Annotated in this window: 16 protein-coding genes; 12 read left to right on the top strand and 4 right to left on the bottom strand. The window is 60.2% G+C overall.

The features are described 5' to 3' along the window. The first annotated feature begins 27 nt into the window (after window positions 1-27). The 3 genes from GSQ91_RS12310 to GSQ91_RS12320 are packed head-to-tail and all read left to right on the top strand — an operon-like array spanning window position 28 to window position 3,782. Window positions 28-960 (top strand): ABC transporter ATP-binding protein, encoded by a 933-nt coding sequence (locus GSQ91_RS12310; RefSeq protein ID WP_158821832.1) that lies wholly within the window; start codon window positions 28-30, stop codon window positions 958-960. After that, window positions 953-2,176, top strand: coding sequence for an ABC transporter permease (locus tag GSQ91_RS12315; RefSeq protein WP_158821833.1), 1,224 nt, complete (start codon window positions 953-955; stop codon window positions 2,174-2,176). The genes GSQ91_RS12310 and GSQ91_RS12315 overlap by 8 nt, the downstream gene beginning before the upstream one ends. Before the next feature lie 19 nt (window positions 2,177-2,195). Continuing rightward, complete coding sequence (locus GSQ91_RS12320; protein WP_158821834.1) at window positions 2,196-3,782, top strand: FAD-dependent oxidoreductase; 1,587 nt, start codon at window positions 2,196-2,198, stop codon at window positions 3,780-3,782. On the opposite strand, the gene GSQ91_RS12325 is transcribed toward GSQ91_RS12320, so the two are convergent. Continuing rightward, entirely contained in the window at window positions 3,771-4,760 is a 990-nt protein-coding gene (locus tag GSQ91_RS12325; protein WP_158821835.1) for an aldo/keto reductase, read from the bottom strand. The genes GSQ91_RS12320 and GSQ91_RS12325 overlap by 12 nt on opposite strands. A gap of 92 nt (window positions 4,761-4,852) precedes the next feature. Here GSQ91_RS12325 and GSQ91_RS12330 point away from each other — a divergent pair, with 92 nt between their 5' ends. From GSQ91_RS12330 to polA, 3 genes are read left to right on the top strand one after another with little or no spacing between them, the layout of a single operon-like run. Beyond that, the gene (locus GSQ91_RS12330; RefSeq protein ID WP_158821836.1) at window positions 4,853-5,479 is read left to right on the top strand and encodes a lysophospholipid acyltransferase family protein; all 627 of its coding nucleotides are present in this window, start codon (window positions 4,853-4,855) and stop codon (window positions 5,477-5,479) included. A gap of 26 nt (window positions 5,480-5,505) precedes the next feature. Beyond that, window positions 5,506-6,633: a tRNA preQ1(34) S-adenosylmethionine ribosyltransferase-isomerase QueA gene (gene queA / locus GSQ91_RS12335; RefSeq protein WP_158821837.1), complete on the top strand. Its 1,128-nt coding sequence runs from the start codon at window positions 5,506-5,508 to the stop codon at window positions 6,631-6,633. Window positions 6,634-6,660: 27 nt separating this feature from the next. Beyond that, complete coding sequence (gene polA / locus GSQ91_RS12340; RefSeq protein ID WP_158821838.1) at window positions 6,661-9,687, top strand: DNA polymerase I; 3,027 nt, start codon at window positions 6,661-6,663, stop codon at window positions 9,685-9,687. Between the two features lie 26 nt (window positions 9,688-9,713). On the opposite strand, the gene GSQ91_RS12345 is transcribed toward polA, so the two are convergent. Together GSQ91_RS12345 and GSQ91_RS12350 are read right to left on the bottom strand one after the other, a co-directional pair. Then, the gene (locus GSQ91_RS12345; protein ID WP_216845203.1) at window positions 9,714-10,679 is read right to left on the bottom strand and encodes a hypothetical protein; all 966 of its coding nucleotides are present in this window, start codon (window positions 10,677-10,679) and stop codon (window positions 9,714-9,716) included. Window positions 10,680-10,857: 178 nt separating this feature from the next. Then, entirely contained in the window at window positions 10,858-12,027 is a 1,170-nt protein-coding gene (locus GSQ91_RS12350; RefSeq protein ID WP_158821840.1) for an MBOAT family protein, read from the bottom strand. 221 nt (window positions 12,028-12,248) lie between these two features. On the opposite strand from GSQ91_RS12350, the gene purU reads away from it, so the two are divergent. Then, window positions 12,249-13,106, top strand: a complete 858-nt coding sequence (gene purU / locus GSQ91_RS12355) for a formyltetrahydrofolate deformylase (RefSeq protein ID WP_158821841.1) — start codon at window positions 12,249-12,251, stop codon at window positions 13,104-13,106. An 8-nt stretch (window positions 13,107-13,114) separates the two neighbouring features. Here purU and glmM read toward each other — a convergent pair whose 3' ends face one another. Then, the gene (gene glmM / locus GSQ91_RS12360) at window positions 13,115-14,548 is read right to left on the bottom strand and encodes a phosphoglucosamine mutase (RefSeq protein WP_158821842.1); all 1,434 of its coding nucleotides are present in this window, start codon (window positions 14,546-14,548) and stop codon (window positions 13,115-13,117) included. 230 nt (window positions 14,549-14,778) lie between these two features. Here glmM and GSQ91_RS12365 point away from each other — a divergent pair, with 230 nt between their 5' ends. From GSQ91_RS12365 to pyk, 5 genes are all read left to right on the top strand, one after another. Continuing rightward, window positions 14,779-15,942 carry a VWA domain-containing protein gene (locus GSQ91_RS12365; protein WP_158821843.1) on the top strand — a complete coding sequence of 388 codons (1,164 nt, stop codon included), beginning with the start codon at window positions 14,779-14,781 and terminating at the stop codon, window positions 15,940-15,942. A 281-nt stretch (window positions 15,943-16,223) separates the two neighbouring features. Beyond that, window positions 16,224-16,649, top strand: coding sequence for a heme-binding protein (locus tag GSQ91_RS12370; RefSeq protein WP_158821844.1), 426 nt, complete (start codon window positions 16,224-16,226; stop codon window positions 16,647-16,649). A 123-nt stretch (window positions 16,650-16,772) separates the two neighbouring features. Next, on the top strand, window positions 16,773-17,270 hold the full coding sequence (locus tag GSQ91_RS12375; RefSeq protein ID WP_158821845.1) for a thioredoxin family protein: 498 nt from the start codon (window positions 16,773-16,775) through the stop codon (window positions 17,268-17,270). A 12-nt stretch (window positions 17,271-17,282) separates the two neighbouring features. Continuing rightward, window positions 17,283-18,275, top strand: a complete 993-nt coding sequence (locus GSQ91_RS12380) for a YihY/virulence factor BrkB family protein (protein WP_158821846.1) — start codon at window positions 17,283-17,285, stop codon at window positions 18,273-18,275. Between the two features lie 195 nt (window positions 18,276-18,470). Then, window positions 18,471-19,428, top strand: a 958-nt coding sequence (gene pyk, locus GSQ91_RS12385; RefSeq protein WP_158821847.1) for a pyruvate kinase, incomplete at its 3' end; no start/stop codon positions are given.

Consider the following 19,428-nt stretch of genomic DNA (forward strand, 5'->3'; position numbering starts at 1 on the left):
TCCAGGAAATGAGAACTTCTCCGCGCAATGCCTATCGTTGAACTCCAGAATATCCGCAAGGTCTACGACACTAAAGTCGCGGTCGAAGGTTTGACCCTGGCGATCGAACCCGGCACCATGTTTGGCCTGCTTGGGCCGAACGGTTCGGGCAAGACCAGTTCCATCCGCATGATGATCGGCATGACCGTGCCAGATTCCGGTACCGTGCGCCTCTTCGACAAGCCCTTCGCGCGCACGTCGCTGAATCGCGTGGGATATCTGCCTGAAGAGCGTGGCCTCTACAAGAAGATGAAGGTGCTCGATCAGCTAGTCTTCCTCGGTCAGCTTCACGGTCTGGATGAGGCCACAGCACGAAAGCGGTCTCTCGCCTGGTGCGAGCGTATGGAGATCTCCGAGGCCATCGCCAAGAAGACCGAAGAGCTCTCCAAGGGTATGCAGCAGAAGATTCAGTTCATCGCCGCGCTGCTCCACGAGCCGGACCTCATCATCATGGATGAACCCTTCAGCGGCCTCGACCCCGTAAACGCCACGCTGCTCATGGACACACTCGTCGCCCTGCGCGGCGAAGGCAAGGCTATCCTCTTCTCGACGCACCGCATGGACCAGGTGGAGAAGCTCTGCGATGCCATCGCGCTCATCTCGCGTGGCAAGCTGCTGCTCTCCGGCGGCATGCGCGAGATCAAATCGCGCTACCCGCGCAATCGTGTGCAGGTCGTCTTCACCGGCGACGATTCGTTCCTCCGCCACTCCGGCGTCGCCGAGGCGAAGAACTATTCCGGCATCGCCGAGATCAAGCTGCACGACGAGGCCGCCGCGCAGCAGATTCTCGCCGAAGCCGTCGAACGCGGCACCCATATCAACCGCTTTGAAGTCATGGAACCCACGCTGGAAGAGATCTTCATCGAAAACGTCCGCGCAAGCTTCGGCGATGCAGAAGCAGGAGGCAGAGTCGATGCATAATGTTTGGCTGATTGCGAAACGCGAGTATCTGGAGCGCGTCCGTACCAAGGGATTTCTCATTGCAACGGTGCTCATTCCGTTATTGATGGGAGCTCTGGTCTTTGGCAGCGCTTATATGGGATCGAAGTCGAAGACCTCATCGCACATCGCTGTAGTTACTAGCGACTCTGTCCTCGGCAGCGATCTCAAGCATCAACTTGAAGGCAGCAAAGAGAACGACATGCAGGTCGACGTGAGCACGCCATCGGATGATACCCGTGCAGCGCTTGATGTTCAGTTGCATGCCAAATCTTCGTCGCTCGCCGGCTATCTCTGGGTGACGCCAGCTGCAGGTGACCGTCCCACATTTACTTACACCGCACGCTCGGCAGGCGATATCGCTACACAGGAAGCGATCGAATCGGCTCTCCATTCCGTGCTGATGCGTGAGCATCTTGAGGCGAAGGGGATGGCCGGTTCCGAAATCGATGCACTCGTCGCTCCAGTCAAGATTGATACCAGTGCCAGCGGCAATAGCACGGCTGCGTTCTTTGCCGCGTACACGCTCTTCTTCCTCATGTACATGGTCATCATGCTCTATGGCATGAACACCGCACGTTCGATCATTGAAGAGAAGACCAGCCGCGTCTTCGAGGTTCTACTCGCAACCATCAAGCCGGAAGAACTGCTCGCAGGAAAGATACTGGGTGTCGGGGCCGTTGGGCTTACCCAGATAGGGCTCTGGATGATTGCCGCGTTCGCACTTTCCAGCAGCAGCCTCGCGAGTGGTCTGGTTGGCACAGGGCACGGCCTTATCAGCACCGCGCAGATTGGTTTCTTCGTGATGTACTTCCTCTTCGGATTCCTGCTGTACTCCAGTGTTGCAGCCGCACTTGGCGCGATGACGAACTCCGAACAGGAGCTGCAACAGCTCAATATGTTCCTGGTCCTTCCGCTGGCGTTCTGCATGGTCATGCTCTTTTCGATCATCCGCGCGCCAAACTCGACTATGGCCCGTGTGGTCTCGCTCATCCCCTTCTGCAGCCCACTGCTTATGAACTTTCGCATCTCTCTGACACAGGTACCCGCCTGGGAGATCTGGCTTTCTATCGTGCTCATGTCGGCTACCATCTTTGCCATTCTGTGGGTCTCCTCGCGTATCTACCGCGTCGGCATCCTGATGTACGGCAAGAAGCCCAACCTCCCCGAGATTCTGCGCTGGCTGAAGTACAGCTAGGCGTACACTTTCCTCGCCGATGGAGATCGACCTCGACCTCGCCGAAGCCCGCTCGGAGCCCTTTCGCTCGCGGGTGTGCGTCATCGGGGCTGGCGTGGCGGGTCTTGTGCTGGCGTACCGCCTCAGTCGACAGGGAATCGACGTAGCGCTGCTGGAGGCTGGGGGGCATACCCTTGAAGCCCGCAGCCAAAGCCTCTTCACCAGCGCCCAGTTTGCCGCCGTGCAGCACCTGGGGGCACACGAAGGACGGTTCCGCATCTTTGGAGGCTCCTCCACGCAGTGGGGCGGACAGATTCTCCCCATGCAGGTGGAACACGAAGAAAGCCCCTGGCCGCTCTCCGCCGCGGCTCTCGAGCCCTTCTATGCTGAAGTACAGCGCCTGCTGGGTGTCGACGGGTTGCCCTTCGAGGCAGAGGCTTTCTTCGCTGCGACTGGCGTAACCTCTCCTTCCCTCCTCGCGACTTTGCCGGAGATCGATGTCCGGTACTCCAAGTGGGCGCCGTTTGCGCGTCGTAATCTGGCGACGACTATCGGCCACGATCTCGTAGCTTCAACCAATAAGGCCCACGGAGTCGTCACACTCTTCCTGCACGCGAACGTCACGGAGGTCCTCCTCGCAGCGAAGGGTGATCGCGCCGAAGCTGTGCTCGCCCGGAACTATACTGGCACTGGATTCCGCTTTGAGGCAGAGCACTTTGTGGTGGCTGCGGGCACGATTGAAACCTCGCGTCTTCTGCTGGCCTCACGCAGCATCCAGCCGCAGGGCATCGGCAATGCACATGACCAGGTAGGCCGCTACTTTCACGACCACCTCAGCCTCGTCGCCGCCTCGCCCATTGGCGAAGCTCGCGCACAGCTGCTGCGCTGGCTTGCGCCGTATATCTTCGACGGCACCGTCCACACCGCAAAGCTGGAGGCGTCCCCTGCGTTGCGTCAACGCCTTCAGCTCAACGCGATACTGGCGCACCTCACCCTCGACGAGCCTGAAGACTCCGGCATCGCGGTCGTGCGCGAGATGCTGCAGTCCCGGCAACGTGGCGGCGTTGTCCGTACGCTGCTCCAGCGCGCGCCGCAACTGCCTGCATCTCTCCTCGAAGCCTCTCGTCTGGCATGGCACGCGAAGGTTCATCATCGCCGCTTCGTCTCTGCCAAAGCAGCCGTGAGTCTGCGCCTCAACGTCGAGCAGGAGGCCCGGCCCGACTCACGCATTCTGCTCAGCGCCGATCGCGATGCGCTGGGTATGCCGCTGGCGATCGTCGATTGGAAGATCTCAGCCGCCGAAACGAGCACCCTACGCCGTTTCGCCGGCTATCTCCGCGAGCATCTTGCATCGCTCGATCCCGCGGAGATGCAATGGAACGCCGAACTGCAGACCGAAAGCGCAAACCTCTCAGGAATCATCGATGTCTTTCACGCGATGGGTGGCACTCAGATGGGTAACGATCCACGCGCCAGCGTGGTCGATACGGACCTCACCGTGCATGGTGTCGCGAATCTCTCTATCGCCAGTGCATCTACATTCCCCACCGGTGGCAGCCAGTTGCCCACACTGCCACTGATGGCGCTGGCGCTGCGTTTGGCGGATCGTCTCGTCTCAAGCCTGTAGCGGGTTTGCCGTAGGTGCGCCCACAACCCTCTCACGTACCAGCGCTATCTCCCCCGCTGTGAACCTCACACTCCCAATCGCCGCAAGATTTGCGCGCAAATTTTCAGGCTGCAGCATGGACGTCACCACTGCATGCGCTCCCGTATCCGCCAGCACCCCCCCAAAGACAATCTCCGCTAGCCGCTCTCTGCTGTCTCCGCGAAGCTTCTCTCGAAGCGCAGGATCAACACTCTCATCGGCCGCCATCTGCGTAATTCTCTGAGCAGCCTGCTGTGCCAGTGCCGCTCCGCCAAACGGATGGTTCACCATCACAAAGAACCTGTCCTCACCAAAAGACGAGCTCCATCCGTTGAGTGAGAGCACCGGGTAAGGGAGCTGAGCAACACTGAGAATGTCAGGTATTCCATGAAGCGTCGTAACATCGTCGGTCGACACCCCTACACGCCTGACCTTGCCCTCTTGAACTACCTTCACAAGCTCTGCCATCAGATCCTGCTGCTGAAAGACGCTTACCGGCGGCAGGTGCATCAGGAGCACATCGACGTAATCGGTACGAAGCTGCTGCAGGCTCTCCTCCAGCGAGGTCCGCAGCGTGGCTACATCGAAGTGCCCCTCGGACATCTCACCGGCAATGCCACGCCGCACCAATCCTCTCGCCTGCGGCAGGAGGCTGAGCCCAGCCCGCACAATCGGCTTGGCCAGACGCTTCCACGCAACCGGCCGCGCCGGCAGAATCCCAAACTTGGTGACGACGGTCGCCTGTCCACGCTTACCCTGCAGAAACTCCCCAAGCAGGCCTTCCGCCTCGCCATAGCCATAGCTGCGCGCGGTGTCGAACAGCGTAACCCCCGCCTCCCACGCAGTACTCATCGCCTGCAGCGAATCCCTGCGTCCCACGCGCCCCAACACCGATCCGCAGCCGAACCCCAGCACGGACGTCCTGATCTCCTCGAACTCCACATAGCGCATACGCACCATGCTAGAGCAGTTTCCTATGCACCTCCAGGGTGATGCTGTTTTACAGGACCCTCTCTTCAATAGCTCCCCCGCATACAAGTAAACTCAACCGTGTGGCTGCATTTACTCCAAAGCAACGTCTGCTGCTGGCCGTCATCCCTCCGCTTGCCGTTGCGCTGATTCGCCTGCTCGGCATGACCCTGCGCTATCGCGATGTAAACGCCCCCGCCACGCCTGTTGGCATCAAGGTTCCCGGCCCTACAATCTTCGCGTTTTGGCACTGCGCCCTGCTGGTCTGCGCCTACCGCTTCCGCAACGAGGGCATTGCGATCCTCATCTCGCGTTCCTTCGACGGTGAACTTATCGCACGCATCGTCGAGCGCCTCGGCTTCGTCGCCATCCGCGGCTCCAGCACCCGCGGAGGCCCCCTGGCCCTGCGCGGCATGCAGCAGGCCTACACCGAGGCCCACCGCATCTGCGCCTTCACCGCCGATGGCCCCAAGGGCCCCTCGCGCATCGCCAAGCCCGGCCCCGTACAGCTCGCCGAACTCACCGGCGCAACCTGGGTCGGAGCCTTCCATGCCCAGCCAGACCGCACCTGGCAACTGCATTCCTGGGACCGCTTCATGATTCCCAAACCCTTTACTACCGTCACCTTTTCCTGGCCGGCTCACACCGCTCCCGAACTGGAATCCCTGCAACGGGCGCTCGACGAAGCGGTAGCTATGACCTCCCGTTGATCGCGCCGCCTACAATCACAGAGCGAATGCTAGTTTCCGACTTCCACTACGACCTTCCCGAAGACCTCATCGCACAGCGGCCTCCCGCGATGCGCGGCGCGAGCCGCATGCTGACACTGGATCGCAACACCGGCGCCTTTGCCGACCATACCTTTGCAGAGTTGCCGTCGCTGCTCCAGCCGGGCGACCTGCTGGTGATGAACGACTCGCGTGTCATCCCAGCGCGCCTGTTCGCCACCCGCGCGGGCCTCGCGACGCAGCACAACTCACCCGCGCCCAGCGGTCATATTGAGGTTCTGCTGACCCAGCGTCTCTCCTCCGCCGAAGGCCACAACGATTGGTCGGCCCTGGTTCGCCCGGCGAAGAAGATTCAACCTGGCGAGACCCTGCTCTTCGCCCCGGACGGTTCCAATGTACCCCTACTGCGGGCAACCGTGCTCTCCTCCGGAGACTTCGGCGAGCGCACGCTGCGCTTCGAGCCGGCAGAGGACTTTCATGCAGCCCTGGAGCGCATCGGCCACTTGCCCCTGCCGCCTTACATTCATCGCTCAAAGCAGGAGCCGAACACGCCGGAAGATCGCGAGCGCTACCAGACCGTGTACTCACAGCAGCTGACCCGTGCCGAGGCAAAGGGCTCTGCCGCCGCACCGACGGCAGGCCTGCACTTCACGCCGGAGATCCTCTCCCAACTCAAAGAACGCGGCATAGAACTGGCAACCCTCGCGCTGCATGTCGGACTGGGGACGTTTCAGCCTGTCCGCGTCGAGCGCACCGAAGACATCCGCCTCCACGCCGAGCACTACACCCTCTCTGCGGCGACCGCAGAGGCTGTCAATAGAGCTCGCAGCGAACGCCGCCGCATCGTGGCTGTTGGCACCACCAGCACGCGCACGCTGGAGCACATCGCCCGCGAGGCCGAAGCCAGCGGCAACCCAATCGCCGCACACTCCGGAAGCACGAGCCTCTTCCTCTCCCCTGGCGCCGAGTTCAAGCTGGTCTCCGGTCTCCTCACCAACTTCCACCTCCCGCAATCGACGCTGCTTATGCTCGTCTCCGCCTTCGCCGGGCGCGAACCCGTACTCGCCGCCTATGCCCACGCTGTGGAATCCCGTTATCGCTTCTTTTCCTACGGCGACTGCATGCTCATCACGTAGCATCCAATAGGAACTAGAGATCAAATCATGCCGAACCAGACCGACAAACCGCCTATTTACCTGCTCGACTCGATGGCCTTCATCTTCCGCGCGTACCACGCGATGCAGCGCTCGCGCCCGATGTCCACGCGCACCGGCATCCCCACGGCGGCGACGTATGTCTTCGTCAACATGATCAACAAGCTGCGCAAGGACTTTCAGCCGCTGTACCTGGCCGCGATCTACGATGTCGGCGCGCCCCTGCTTCGCAACGAGCAGGCGAAGCAGATGAAGGACGTCAAGAAGTTCAACATCAAGACCCAGGAGTTCGAGACCATCGAGTACGGCGGCTACAAGGCCAACCGCGCCGAGACGCCACCTGATCTGATTCAGCAGCAGCCCTACATCCGCCGCGCGCTGGAAGCCTTTCGCATCCCCATCCTCTTCTACGAAGGCTTCGAGGCGGACGATGTGATCGGCACGCTCAGCACACAGCTTGGCGCGCTCGGTCACCATGTCTACGTCGTCTCGTCGGACAAGGACATGATGCAGCTCGTCAACGAGAACGTCTCGATCCTCAATCCCACCAAGGACAATCTCATCCTCGATCCGGCAGGCGTCGAGAACGTACTCGGCGTTCCGCCTGCGCGTGTGATCGACGTAATGGCGCTGCGCGGCGATGCCATCGACAATATTCCCGGCGCGCCGGGCATCGGCGACAAGGGCTCCGTCGAACTCATCCAGCAGTTCGGCACGGTGGAAGGCGCGCTCGATCGCGCCGAAGAGGTTAAGAAGAAGACCTACCGCGAGTCGCTGCAGAACAACCGCGACAACATCCTGCTCTCCAAAGAGCTCGTCACCATTCACACGGCAGTTCCCATCGAGTTCTCGCTTGACGATATGCGCACCCAGCCGGTCGACAACGCCGCCTGCCGCGCCCTCTTCACGGAGCTTGAGTTCACGACGATGCTCAAAGAGCTCGCTCCCGACGTCGACGCCACGCCGGTCACCTACAACATCAAGCCCACGGCAGAAGACGTCGCAAAATTACTCGCCGAAGCCCGTACCGCTGGCCACCTGGCCATCGCGTTGGCCGAAACGACGCAAGCCATCGCAGAAGAAGTCGCCGCAGATCCTGCCGATCCAAACGCCAACCCCGAAATCGAAGAAGCAGAACCCGAACCACCGCAGACGATGTCTCTCTTCGGCGCACCCGAACCTGAGCCCGCTTTGAAGGAGACGGGCCTTGCAGCGAGCGGGGCATTAGCCCCTGAGGGCGCATCCGATCCCGCCTGCCGCCTTGGTCTTGCCGTCACCTCGACATTCGCCATCGAAGTCACACTCGATACTCCAGGCATTCGCGAAGCTCTCGCCGGCCTTGCGCTTCCCAAGCAGGTCCACGACCTCAAGGCTGTGCTGCGCGCGCTCCAGCCGCATGACGTCACGCTCGCCGGGCCGATCACGGACACTATGCTGCAGAGCTATCTGCTCAACCCGACCCACAGCACGCACACGCTCATCGACCTGGCCGCGCGCACTACCAGCCGCGCCCTGACTCACCAGCCAACCAAAGAAAATCCCAGCGACCCGAAGCGCCTTCCGGAAGCCGCCGCAGCCATCGCGCGCCTGGCCGTTACCCTTGGCGAACAGCTCACCGAAGTCCCCACAACGCACATCATTCCGAAGGACGATCCCGCCCTGGGTGGCGCCGTCACGAAGGAGATGCTCTTCGCTGATACCACCTCAACTCTGTCATCTCGACCGAATGCGGAGCGCAGTGCAGCCGCAGTGGAGAGACCTGCAGCTCCGCTCGAATCAGCACAGGCATTTCCTCTCAACGAACACTCCACCCTCGCCGACGTCTATGAACAACTAGACCTCCCACTCGTCTCCGTCCTGCTACACATGGAGCAGACTGGCGTTCGAGTCGATAGCAATCTCCTGCGCGAGATGAGCTCGCGCCTCGCCGTTACCATCGACGACCTCGCCGAGCGTATCTACGCCAGCTCAGGCCACCGCTTCAACATCAACTCGCCCAAGCAGCTCGGCGACGTGCTCTTCAACAAGATGGATCTGCCCAAGCCCACCAAGCACGGCAAGGGCAAAGTTATCTCGACAGCGCAGGACATCCTCGAAGACCTCGCCCAGCACCACGAGGTGCCGGCGATCGTTCTCGAGTACCGCCAACTGCAGAAGCTGAAGTCTACCTACCTCGATCAGCTTCCTGCGTTGACCGACGCGAACGGCCGCATCCACACCACGTTCAACCAGGTAGGCACAGCGACGGGCCGTCTCTCGTCGATCAATCCCAACCTGCAGAACATTCCCATCCGTACCGCGGTCGGACGTGAGATTCGCGCGGCGTTCATCGCCGCGCCGGGCAATCTGCTGATGTCTGCCGACTACTCGCAGATCGAACTGCGCCTCATGGCGCACTTCTCGCAGGATCCTCTGTTGCTCGACGCCTATCGCACCGGCAAGGACATCCACACCCTCACCGCGGCCGAGGTCTTCGAGGTCGACGCCGCGACGATGGACAAGGAGACGCGTGCCCGCGCCAAGGCCGTAAACTTCGGCATCGTCTACGGCATCTCGCCCTTCGGATTGGCCGCACAGTTGGGCATCGACCAGAAGACGGCGCGCGAGTACATCGAGCGCTACTTCGATCGCTACAAAGGCGTGGCCACTTTCATCGAGCGGACGCTCGAAACCGTTCGCCGCGACCAGGCGGTCCGCACCGCCTTCGGCCGTGTGCGCCCCATCCCCGACATCCAATCGCGCAACCCCAACCAGCGCGGCTTCGCCGAGCGCACCGCGATCAACACACCGCTGCAAGGCACCGCCGCCGACCTCATCAAGATCGCCATGCTCCGCATCGACGCAGCCATGCGCGCTCGCAACCTGCGCTCTCTGATGACGCTGCAGGTTCACGATGAACTGCTCTTCGACGTGGTGCCCGAAGAGGCTGACGAGATGCAGAAGCTGGTCAAGGAAGAGATGGAATCGGCCGCGGAGTTCTCCGTACCTATCGTCGCCGACGTAGGCCTCGGCCACAACTGGCGGGACATCAAATAGCTCATAGGACCTACGAAGAACAGAGCTCAGTTTCCCGGCTTTGCATCTTCCGCCGCCGCCAATTCCCCTCCAAGCCGGAAGGAAAATGCAGTGGCGGCCGGAGGCGTCATATGTATAGCATCTTGAAACTGCGTTGCATCCGGCATCCAGGCGGAAGCATCCACGAAGGTAAATCCGCGCTGCTGGGAAAGGCTCTGTAGCTTCACCATGTAATCCTGCCACGTCTGCCGCGTGTAGTAGACCTTACGGTGAATGGGCGACATTGGCATCAGCACGAGAACGACATGCATCCTGGCGTTAGCGGCTTTTCCAAACACGTACTCGTAACTGGAACCGAAATGAGACGGATCTTCCTGAAACCTCCGCGGCTCAGTCACGTAGTACGACTGCGGGCGGCCCATGAGATGTATGGACCAGGGAGGTATGCCCAGCTTGCTCATTAAACGGCGCACCCTCTCCGCATTTTCCCAGATATACTGGCGGCAAATCACCATCGGGAAGGCCCGCATCAGGAGCACCTCGCCAATCTGGACGGTGTCGAAATGGTCGATGATTGCAACCTGGTGTACAGGTATCCGGCTGTCGAGAGCAACGGCATTGCTGCCGATCAGGTCCGCGGGAGTAATGTCGCTTTTTTCGGTAAGTTGGTAGTCGTAGAAGCCAATGACGATTGTGTGCAGTTGTGGATGCAACTGGATGGCATACTGCGCAAGCAGCCCCTGAGCGTGGGGCGCGCTCGCACTGAGCGCGGTATTTAGCGGTGTATAGCTATGTCCGCCGGAGGCCGCGCCCTGATTCAAGGCTGCGCTGTCTAAGCGGCCTTCGAGCAAAGAATTACCCACAAACAGCACGTCGGGGTGCTGTGCCCTCTGGATGGCTTCCATATCTCTAAGGTAGTAATAGCCACGGCCCGACAGCCACAGCAGCACATTTCCCGCGGCCAGCGCGATGAGGCAAATGGTGACCATCCTGGGTAGCGGGTTTGATCTCATGCTCAAAAGTTGATGTACGTGAATTGGGTCGACTGACCGCAAAAGCAATATATCAGCGCCATGGCGAGAAGCCAGACGATAGAGCCGGAGATCCACCTCGGGGTGCGTGCGAGCCACGGCCCTGGTTCGTCACGCTGGCCGGCAAGGTATTCGATCGTTTCTCGAAGGTTCGTAAGCATCAGCCCGCTAGAAGCCTCCTATAGAAGAGCGTAGCAGTCGGAAGATCCATGCAGAACAACGCCCAGCCGGCATTCACGGCCAGAAACGTAAGCGCTCGGCTGGCCAGCACTGGAACCGCGCGAGTGCTGGGAGCGCCGCGGACTCTTCGCCACAGCCGATGGATCACGAGCAGGATACCGTGCCACAAACCCCATGCCAGAAAGTTCCAGCCCGCGCCGTGCCAAAGCCCGCAGATCAGCATCACGGCCAGAATGTTGAAGCACACGCGAGGCAGGGGCACACGCGATCCACCCAAAGGAACAAAGACGTAGTCGATGAGCCAGCGTGTGAACGACATGTGCCAGCAACGCCAGAAGCTCTGGATATTGCGGCGGCCATAGGGCCAGTTGAAGTTCTCCGGCACTCCCAGGCCAAAGAGCCGCGCAGAGCCGATAGCGATATCGGAGTATGCCGAGAAGTCGGCATAGATCTGCAACCCATACGCGAATAGCCATAGAAGCAGCACCCGGCGGTCGGCCACGGAGATGTCGTGCCTGTTCAGGTGCACGGTCCACGCCGTCATCAGATCGGCGATGGCGAACTTCTTGGCGAGCCCTGTAAGAATCCGGGTGAGGCCGCGCTCCCAGTCATGCTGCCAATCTTCGGGTGTTGCGCGCAGCTTGGGAAGAAAATCTTGAAAGCGTTTGATGGGCCCGGCAACCATCGTAGGAAAGAAGAGAATGAACGCCAGATATTCGCCGAGAGTTCCTTTTTCGCTCCTGCCGGCTCGACGATCGAAGGCGTAGTGGTAGAACTCGAACGTGAAAAACGAGATACCAAGCGGCAGAAACGCTCCCCGCCAGTGAAGCGGATTCGTGTGTCGCCAGAAGAGGATGCCGCTGAAGAAGTTCCAGTACTTGAAGATTCCCAGAAAGAGCAGGCTCTGCAGCATTCCAACCAGGCACCAGCGCGATCCCTGTTTGTAGAGACGGCTGGTAAGCGCCTCCCACAAAAAGATGCCGAGGCAAAGCGTACCCGGAAGGCCCGCCAGCGAATACGCGAAATAAACAAAAAAGAGGCATCCGGAGACTGCAATCACCCACGGTCGGCTCCGGGCTCCAACACAGCGATACAGTGCTGCGGCGGGAAGCAGGAAGAGCACATAGTAGACGAAGGTATTGAAGATCATCGGGGCGTTCGGTAAGCCAGCGATCGTAGGCGTTGTTGTGTGCAGCACAGCGGTGAGGGAGTGGCTGTGCTCCTCTGCTGGTTGTGTCGCCCAGTGTAGCAGCCTTATACTGCCATGCTCCGCATCGGCCCTATAGGGCTACCTCTCTACCCTCACGGATGAACCAGCATTTTTGCATTGCTCATCACATCCAGTAGCCTGTAGGCGAGCCCTTACAAAACATGACCAAGACCGCCACGCTTCTTATCGATTGCCCCGACCGCAAGGGACTTGTCGCTGCCATCATCAACTTCCTCGTTCAGCAGTACGACGTCAGCATCCTCAACGCCGATCAGCATCAGGATGCCGAGCTGGGTCTCTTCTTCATGCGCGTCGAGTTCGCAACCGACGTCGCGGACTTCCGTGAGTCCAGCTTCCGCGCAGCCTTCCAGCCCATCGCCCAGCAGTTCGTCATGAACTGGCGCGTCGAGTTCGCGGACGCTCCGCAGAACGTCTGTCTCTTCGTCTCGCAGTACCTGCATTGCCTCGCCGACCTGCTGCATCGCCACCAGACCGGCGAGTTCCACTGCAACCTCGCGCTCATCATCAGCAATCATGAGAGCGCACGGCCTCTGGCCGAGTTCCACGGCATTCCATTCCACTACCTGCCCGTCCAGCGCGAGAACAAACTGCAAGTCGAGGCACAACAACTCGCCCTGCTCGCCGAGAACAAGATCGATCTTGTCGTGCTTGCGCGCTACATGCAGATACTGTCGCCGGCATTCGTCGATGCCTATCCGCGCCGCATTATTAACGTGCACCACTCGTTCCTGCCCGCATTCACAGGAGCGCGGCCCTACCACGCCGCCTTCGCACGCGGGGTCAAGCTCATTGGAGCGACCAGTCATTACGTCACAGAGGTCCTCGACGAGGGGCCGATCATCGAGCAGGATGTCGCCCGCGTCTCGCAGAACGACCAGCTTCCCAGTCTCATCCAGAAGGGGCGCGACCTTGAGCGTATGGTCCTCTCCCGTGCCGTGCAGTGGCACCTCGACCACCGCATCCTGTCCTACGCGAACAAGACCGTCATCTTCGCCTGAGCTGGGTCTTAAACCCCCAGCTCCGCTCGTATAGCACCGGCAATCGCCTCCGCGTGTCGTCGCATGGCCTCTTCGCTTTCGGCCTCGATCATCACGCGTGCCAGCGTCTCGGTGCCGGAGTACCGAATCACCACGCGGCCCGAATCCTTCAACTCTTCCTCGGCTGCGCGAATCGTCGTTACAACAGAAGGGATCGTGTCGAGCGGCTTCTTCTCGCGCACCTTCACGTTCAAAATGACCTGCGGATAGTTCTTGAGGTCGGCAATTAACTCTCCGAGCGTCTTTCCTGAGCGATGCACGACATCCAGCACCAGCAGCGCCGTCAGCAAGCCATCGCCAGTCGTCGCCTTGGCCGGGAACAGGATGTGCCCTGATTGCTCACCGCCCAGCGAAGCTCCTGAGTTCCGCATCTCTTCGAGGACATATTTATCGCCCACCGGCGCACGCAGCATACGAATCCCCGAGCGCTTGAACGCAGCCTCCAGGCCCATGTTCGACATCGTCGTCGCGACGACAAGGTTGTCCGCAAGCTTGCCGCGAGCTTGCAGGTCGCGCGCACAGACCAGCATCACCGCGTCGCCGTTTACGACGTTGCCATGCTCATCGGCAAAGAGAGCTCGGTCGGCATCGCCGTCAAACGTAAATCCCATCGACGCATGGCGAACCTTTACCTCGGCTGCAACAACCTCAGGATGCAGTGCCCCGCAACGCTCGTTGATATTGCGGCCGTCAGGAGAAGCATGCGTCACTTCGACGGTCCCCCTGAGCGACTCGAACAACTGCGGGGCGACCGAGCTGGCCGCGCCGTTTGCACAGTCGATGACCACGCGGCGATTGTCCAGCGAAATGTCCGGCACGGCCTCGAGCAGAAACCGGATGTACTCAGCGCGATAACTCTCATTGACCTCCGGCAACTGATCTTTGCCACCAAAATCACTGTCATCTCGACCGGAGGCGGCGTCCTTTGCCGCCGCAGTGGAGAGACCCCTGTATTCGCTTTCTTCCGCAGAGGCACGATCTCCATCCGCCAGCACCCGTTCAATCTCCGCCTCAATGCCAAGCTCCACAACATCGGGCAGCTTATAACCATCGCCGCCAAAGATCTTGATCCCGTTGTCCCGCCACGGATTGTGTGAGGCCGAGATCACTACCCCCGCGCTGAATCCATGCTTCCGTGCCAGGAACGCGATAGCGGGAGTCGTAATCACCCCGGCCGACTCCACCTCAGCGCCCGCCTCGCGCAGTCCGGCTGCCAGCGTCGCAGCAATCCAGGGACCGCTCTCTCGCGTGTCCATGCCCATCACGACGTGTACCGGCTTGCCGTTGGCCTCATCCTTCAACTTCGTCGCCAGGGCCACGCCCACGGCACGCACCGTGTGCCGATCCAGGGGCGGCTCTCCAGCCACAGCGCGAATCCCATCCGTTCCAAACAACTTACGCATTACAACCTCTTCCAGACATATATCTCTTCCTTTGAGATGCTAGAGCAGTTTCACAGTTACTGTGGCCTCGGAAAGAGAGTGCAATGTGGTTTTCTTGGTGAAAACCACGCAAAAGTCTTTCACTCCGCACTATACCCACTGTGAAACTGCTAGCGGAGATTCGCATGTGCGTTCTTCCGGCCTTTCCCATAATCCTGAAACCCGCCTTCGGGGCGACCGTCTAAAGAGGCATGCGATCCCTGCGGTTTTTTACTGGAATAGCCCTGCTGGCACTGGGTGCCAGTGCGTTCGGACAAGAGACAACGCCTCCGGTTCCGGCGGCCAGCCTGTCGGTCGACGCTAAGCTCGTCATCGTCCCCACTGTGGTCCGCGATAAGCATGGAGCGCTCGTTCAGAACCTGGGTAAAGACGATTTTGCCCTGAAGGTAGACGGAAAAGCGCAGACGATCCGCTACTTCGACCACGATACGGACGTTCCGCTAACTCTCGGTCTTCTGGTCGATACCAGCCAGAGCCAGCGTACGGTAATCGACAGTGAACGCTCGGCGAGCACCACCTTCCTGGATAAGATGCTCACCCCCGCGAGCGCCAATCGCGTCTCGGATAAGGCCTTCATCGTGCAGTTTGCGCGTCAGGTAGAGCTCTTGCAAGACATCACAGACTCCCGCCCCAAGCTGCAGCAGGCGCTCAAAGAACTCGATACAGCGGCACCCTCCGCGCCCTCGTTCCAGCCGACATCGAATGGGGGCGACGACAATAACGACCATGCCCGCGGTGGCACAGCTCTCTACGATTCTGTCTTCCTTTCAGCCGATGAGATCACCTCCAAACAGAAGGGCCGCCGCGCGCTCATCGTGCTTACCGATGGCGTCGACCGTAATAGCAAGGAGTCGCTCGCCGAGGCCATCGAAACAGCGCAGCGTGCCGATACCATCATCTATGCAATCTACTTCAAGGGTGAAGAGCAGCATCAGAACAACAACAACCCTGGCGGTCCTGGCGGCCATCGCGGCGGCGGAGGAGGGTTTCCCGGCGGCGGCGGCGGCTGGCCCGGCGGCGGTGGAGGCGGATATCCCGGTGGCGGCTCAGGCGGTGGTGGTGGTCGCGGTGGCGGTAACAACTACCCGCAGCACGTCGACGGGAAAAAGATCCTGGAGCGCATGTGCGGCGAAACCGGCGGACGTGTCTTTGAGGTCTCGAAGAAAGACACGGTCGACACGATCTACGCGGAGATCGCCGAGGAGCTGCATTCGCAATATCGCTTAGGATTTACACCGGAAACAGCGGCAACCTCCGACGGCTACCACGAAATCGATCTGGAGATGACCGCCGCGCAGAGCAAGAATAAGCTCACCGTGCAGACCCGCGAAGGTTATTACGCCGGCAGCAAATAGACGGTGCCAATGCTTCGTTGCGTGGGCTGAGGGCCTTCAAAGGGTGCTGAAAAGCCATGTTTCGTTAAGGGCACGGGTTTACCCGTGCCGTAAATGCTTCCATTGCAACGCGGCTTTAGCCGCTGAGGTAACCAGGTGGAGCGCCACAAACGTCTGCATCGCGCTCCACGTTAGGCCTTAGCGCGCTACGACTTTTCAGCGAACTCTCTGCTTCATTGCAGCGCTCGACAGGTGACAAGCGGGTCCTGTTTCTATAGTGTCCCTTGTCAGGAGATATCTGGATGAGCGAATTTCGGGCGGTTTGGCATAACCTTACTCTGGCAGGCGCGAAGCGAGTGCGAGACCATGCCTTGACCAAAGCGTCGGAACTGGGAATATCTCTTTCTGTCGTTGTCGTTGATCGGGCCGGCGTCATCCTGCTGATGGAAACCGCGGACTCCGCACCACCTGGAGCATCGGAGGCTTCAATCATGAAGGCGAAGGGAGCGGCCCGCTATCGCATCGCGACTCATAGGACAGCAGAATTCGTGAAGACCCTGCCACCCGCATTGGCTCAACATGCATTGTCTCTCCCGGAGGTGTGCGCCTTCCAGGGAGGGGGTCCGATCCTGATCGAGGGAGAAGTCGTTGGTGGAGTGAGTATATCGGGAGGTTTGGGGGAGCAAGATGTCGCGGTCGCGACAGCGGCAGCAGACAGCCTCAAGTAAGTCCTCCCACGGTGCCTGAAGTGCTTTCTGGCCTGGGACTCCAGGGGAGAACGGCTTTGCCCTTTGCTCCATACGCCACTTTTGGCGGATGATGGAGGAGATATCTCCGAGGAGCAACAAAAAATGACAGTGAAGGCGTTTTTTCGTTCCGGTAAGCGCAAGGCACTTGGAGCGGTTGTTCTGGCCGCCTTGTTGAGCACAGGGGGCGTCGCTACGGTGGTGGCGCAGGCGAAGCATATCTACCCCACCATCGAGGCCGCTCCGGCGGACATCAAGGCAGCATTGGCCGAAGCCCATCGCACGCACCGCCGTGTGCTCCTGGACTTCGGTGGCGACTGGTGCGGTGATTGCCAGGTGCTGGACATCTACGCTCACCAGAGCCCCAACGATGAGTTGCTGGCCAAGAACTTCGTCAAGGTAAACGTCAACATCGGCCGTACCGACGCGAACCTCGATATCGCGAACAGGTATGGCGTGCCGATCAACAAGGGTGTTCCGGCGCTGGCCGTGCTGGATGAGCACGGCAACGTGCTCTTCGCGCAGAAGACCGGGGAGTTCGAGGACATGCGCCACATGCAGTCCTCCGATCTCACCGCCTTTCTGAACAAGTGGAAACGCTAGCGGCGAAACCCTATGGCGCGCACCTCGACTGAGATAGCCGGAGCCTTGTGGAAGAACGTCTGCCTTGAGCCGACACATCGAGCTTTCCGGTTCGGGTTGTTGCTGCGCGCCACATTCTGGGCAGCGATCGATCATGATGTGTTGACTCTTGCGCAAGCTACGGCCTATTCGGCCGTGGTCGCTCTATTTCCCGGATTGATCGTCGCTGCCGCCGTCGTCTCTCTCCTGCCGGACACAACGCCTCTGCGCATTCAGATGGCCTTGTTCTTCGACCGCGTACTGCCGTCGAATGTCAGTCCGGTGCTCGATGCCTACTTCGCAACGTCGCACGATACCCACCAGACCGCACGGGCGCTGCTCGGTTCCGTTGTAGTCAGCATCCTCGGCGCGGCCAATGTCATGGTCACACTGATGGAAGGCTTCCGCCGCGCCCACAACCTGCCTCTGACGAAAGGCAGCTTCTGGCCCAGGCGCATCCGCGCGCTGACCTTAGTGCCCTTGTCACTGGTCCCCATGACCGCGGCCAGCGTGCTCGTGGTCTTTGGACATTTCATAACCCACTGGCTGGCTGGAGAGATGGCGCCCGGAAAGCGCATGCCGGTCTATATAGCCTCCTTCATCCTGCGCTGGACGATGGCACTGGCCGGCAGCGTCGGCATCATCGCCGTTATCTACCACCTGGGCACAGACGTCAGCAGGCACATGCGACAGCATGTGGAGTCCTGGCTCTCCCTGCGTATGGACTGGAGTTGGCGCGCGAGCCTTCCCGGGGCGATGGTCGCAACCCTGCTCTGGTTCGTCTCTACCCTCATCTTTGGCTTGTATGTCACGCGTTTCGCCAACTATTCGCGGGTATATGGCTCGCTGGGAGCGGCTATCGCGCTGATGTTCTGGCTCTATATCATCGCGCTCTGCGTCCTGGCAGGTTCGGAGTTCAACGCGCAGCTCGCCGCAGAACGCCGAAATGCGGAGCCTGACATCCCGGTGGATGAGTTCTCCAGCTAGAGCGTTTCCACAGCCGCTAGGCCCATCGAAGATTGTGCAATGTGGTTTTCTTCGGGGAAAATCACACAAACGTTCTTCCTACGCGGATATACCCAATAGGGAATCGCCCAGGCTGCAACGTCGGGCAGGTAGAATGGCTGACTGACAGGCAGTAAAAGGATTAAGCAGAAGCTTTAGGTGGAAGGACAAGTGCAAATGGCGGTTAAGAACGGTGGTTTAGGCGCAGGTTGGGGTGAAAATCTGCGGCGTGCGAAGATCGTGGCGACATTGGGACCGGCCTCCAGCTCGGAGGAGACGTTTCGCCAGCTCGTACACGCTGGACTGGACGTCGCGCGCCTCAACTTTTCGCACGGATCGCACGAGCAGAAGAGCGAACTGATCGCAATGGTGCGCAAAGTCGCCCGCGAAGAGAATAAGCCCATCTGCATCCTCGCCGACCTGCAGGGGCCCAAGATTCGTACCGGAACGCTGGTCGACCACAAGCCTGTGATGCTCGAAGCGGGGAAGCGCCTGACGATTACGCCAGAGAAGATCGACGGTACTGCCGAACGTGTAAGCACTGTATTCACCACGCTTGCAGAAAATCTGAAGCCGGGCGACCAGGTGCTGCTCTCCGACGGCCTCATCGAATTGCGCGTGTTGGAGTTGCAGGGCGCCGACGTTGTCACCGAGATCATCAACGGTGGCCTGCTGGGCGAGAAGAAGGGGATCAACCTCCCCGGTGTTGTGATCAAGGTCTCCGCACTGACCGAGAAGGACGAAATCGATCTCGAATTCGCGCTCAAGGCGGGGGCAGACATCATTGCCGTCTCCTTCGTGCAGACCGCCGACGACGTGCGTTACGTCAAGACCCGGATCGCGGCGCTTGGCTATGACACCTGGGTGGTATCCAAGCTCGAAAAGCCGCAGGCTATCGACCATCTCGACAGTATTCTCGAGGCCTCCGATGCCATTATGGTGGCGCGTGGCGATCTCGGCGTGGAAGTTCCGCCCGAGAAGGTTCCGGCCATTCAGAAGCACATCATCCGCCGCGCGGCGGAGTACCGCAAGCCTGTTATTACGGCCACCCAGATGCTGGAGTCGATGATCGACAACCCGCGTCCCACGCGAGCCGAGGCCTCCGACGTAGCCAACGCCATCTACGACGGCACCG

It is taken from the genome of Granulicella sp. S156 (assembly GCF_009766105.1).
Taxonomy (GTDB): domain Bacteria; phylum Acidobacteriota; class Terriglobia; order Terriglobales; family Acidobacteriaceae; genus Granulicella.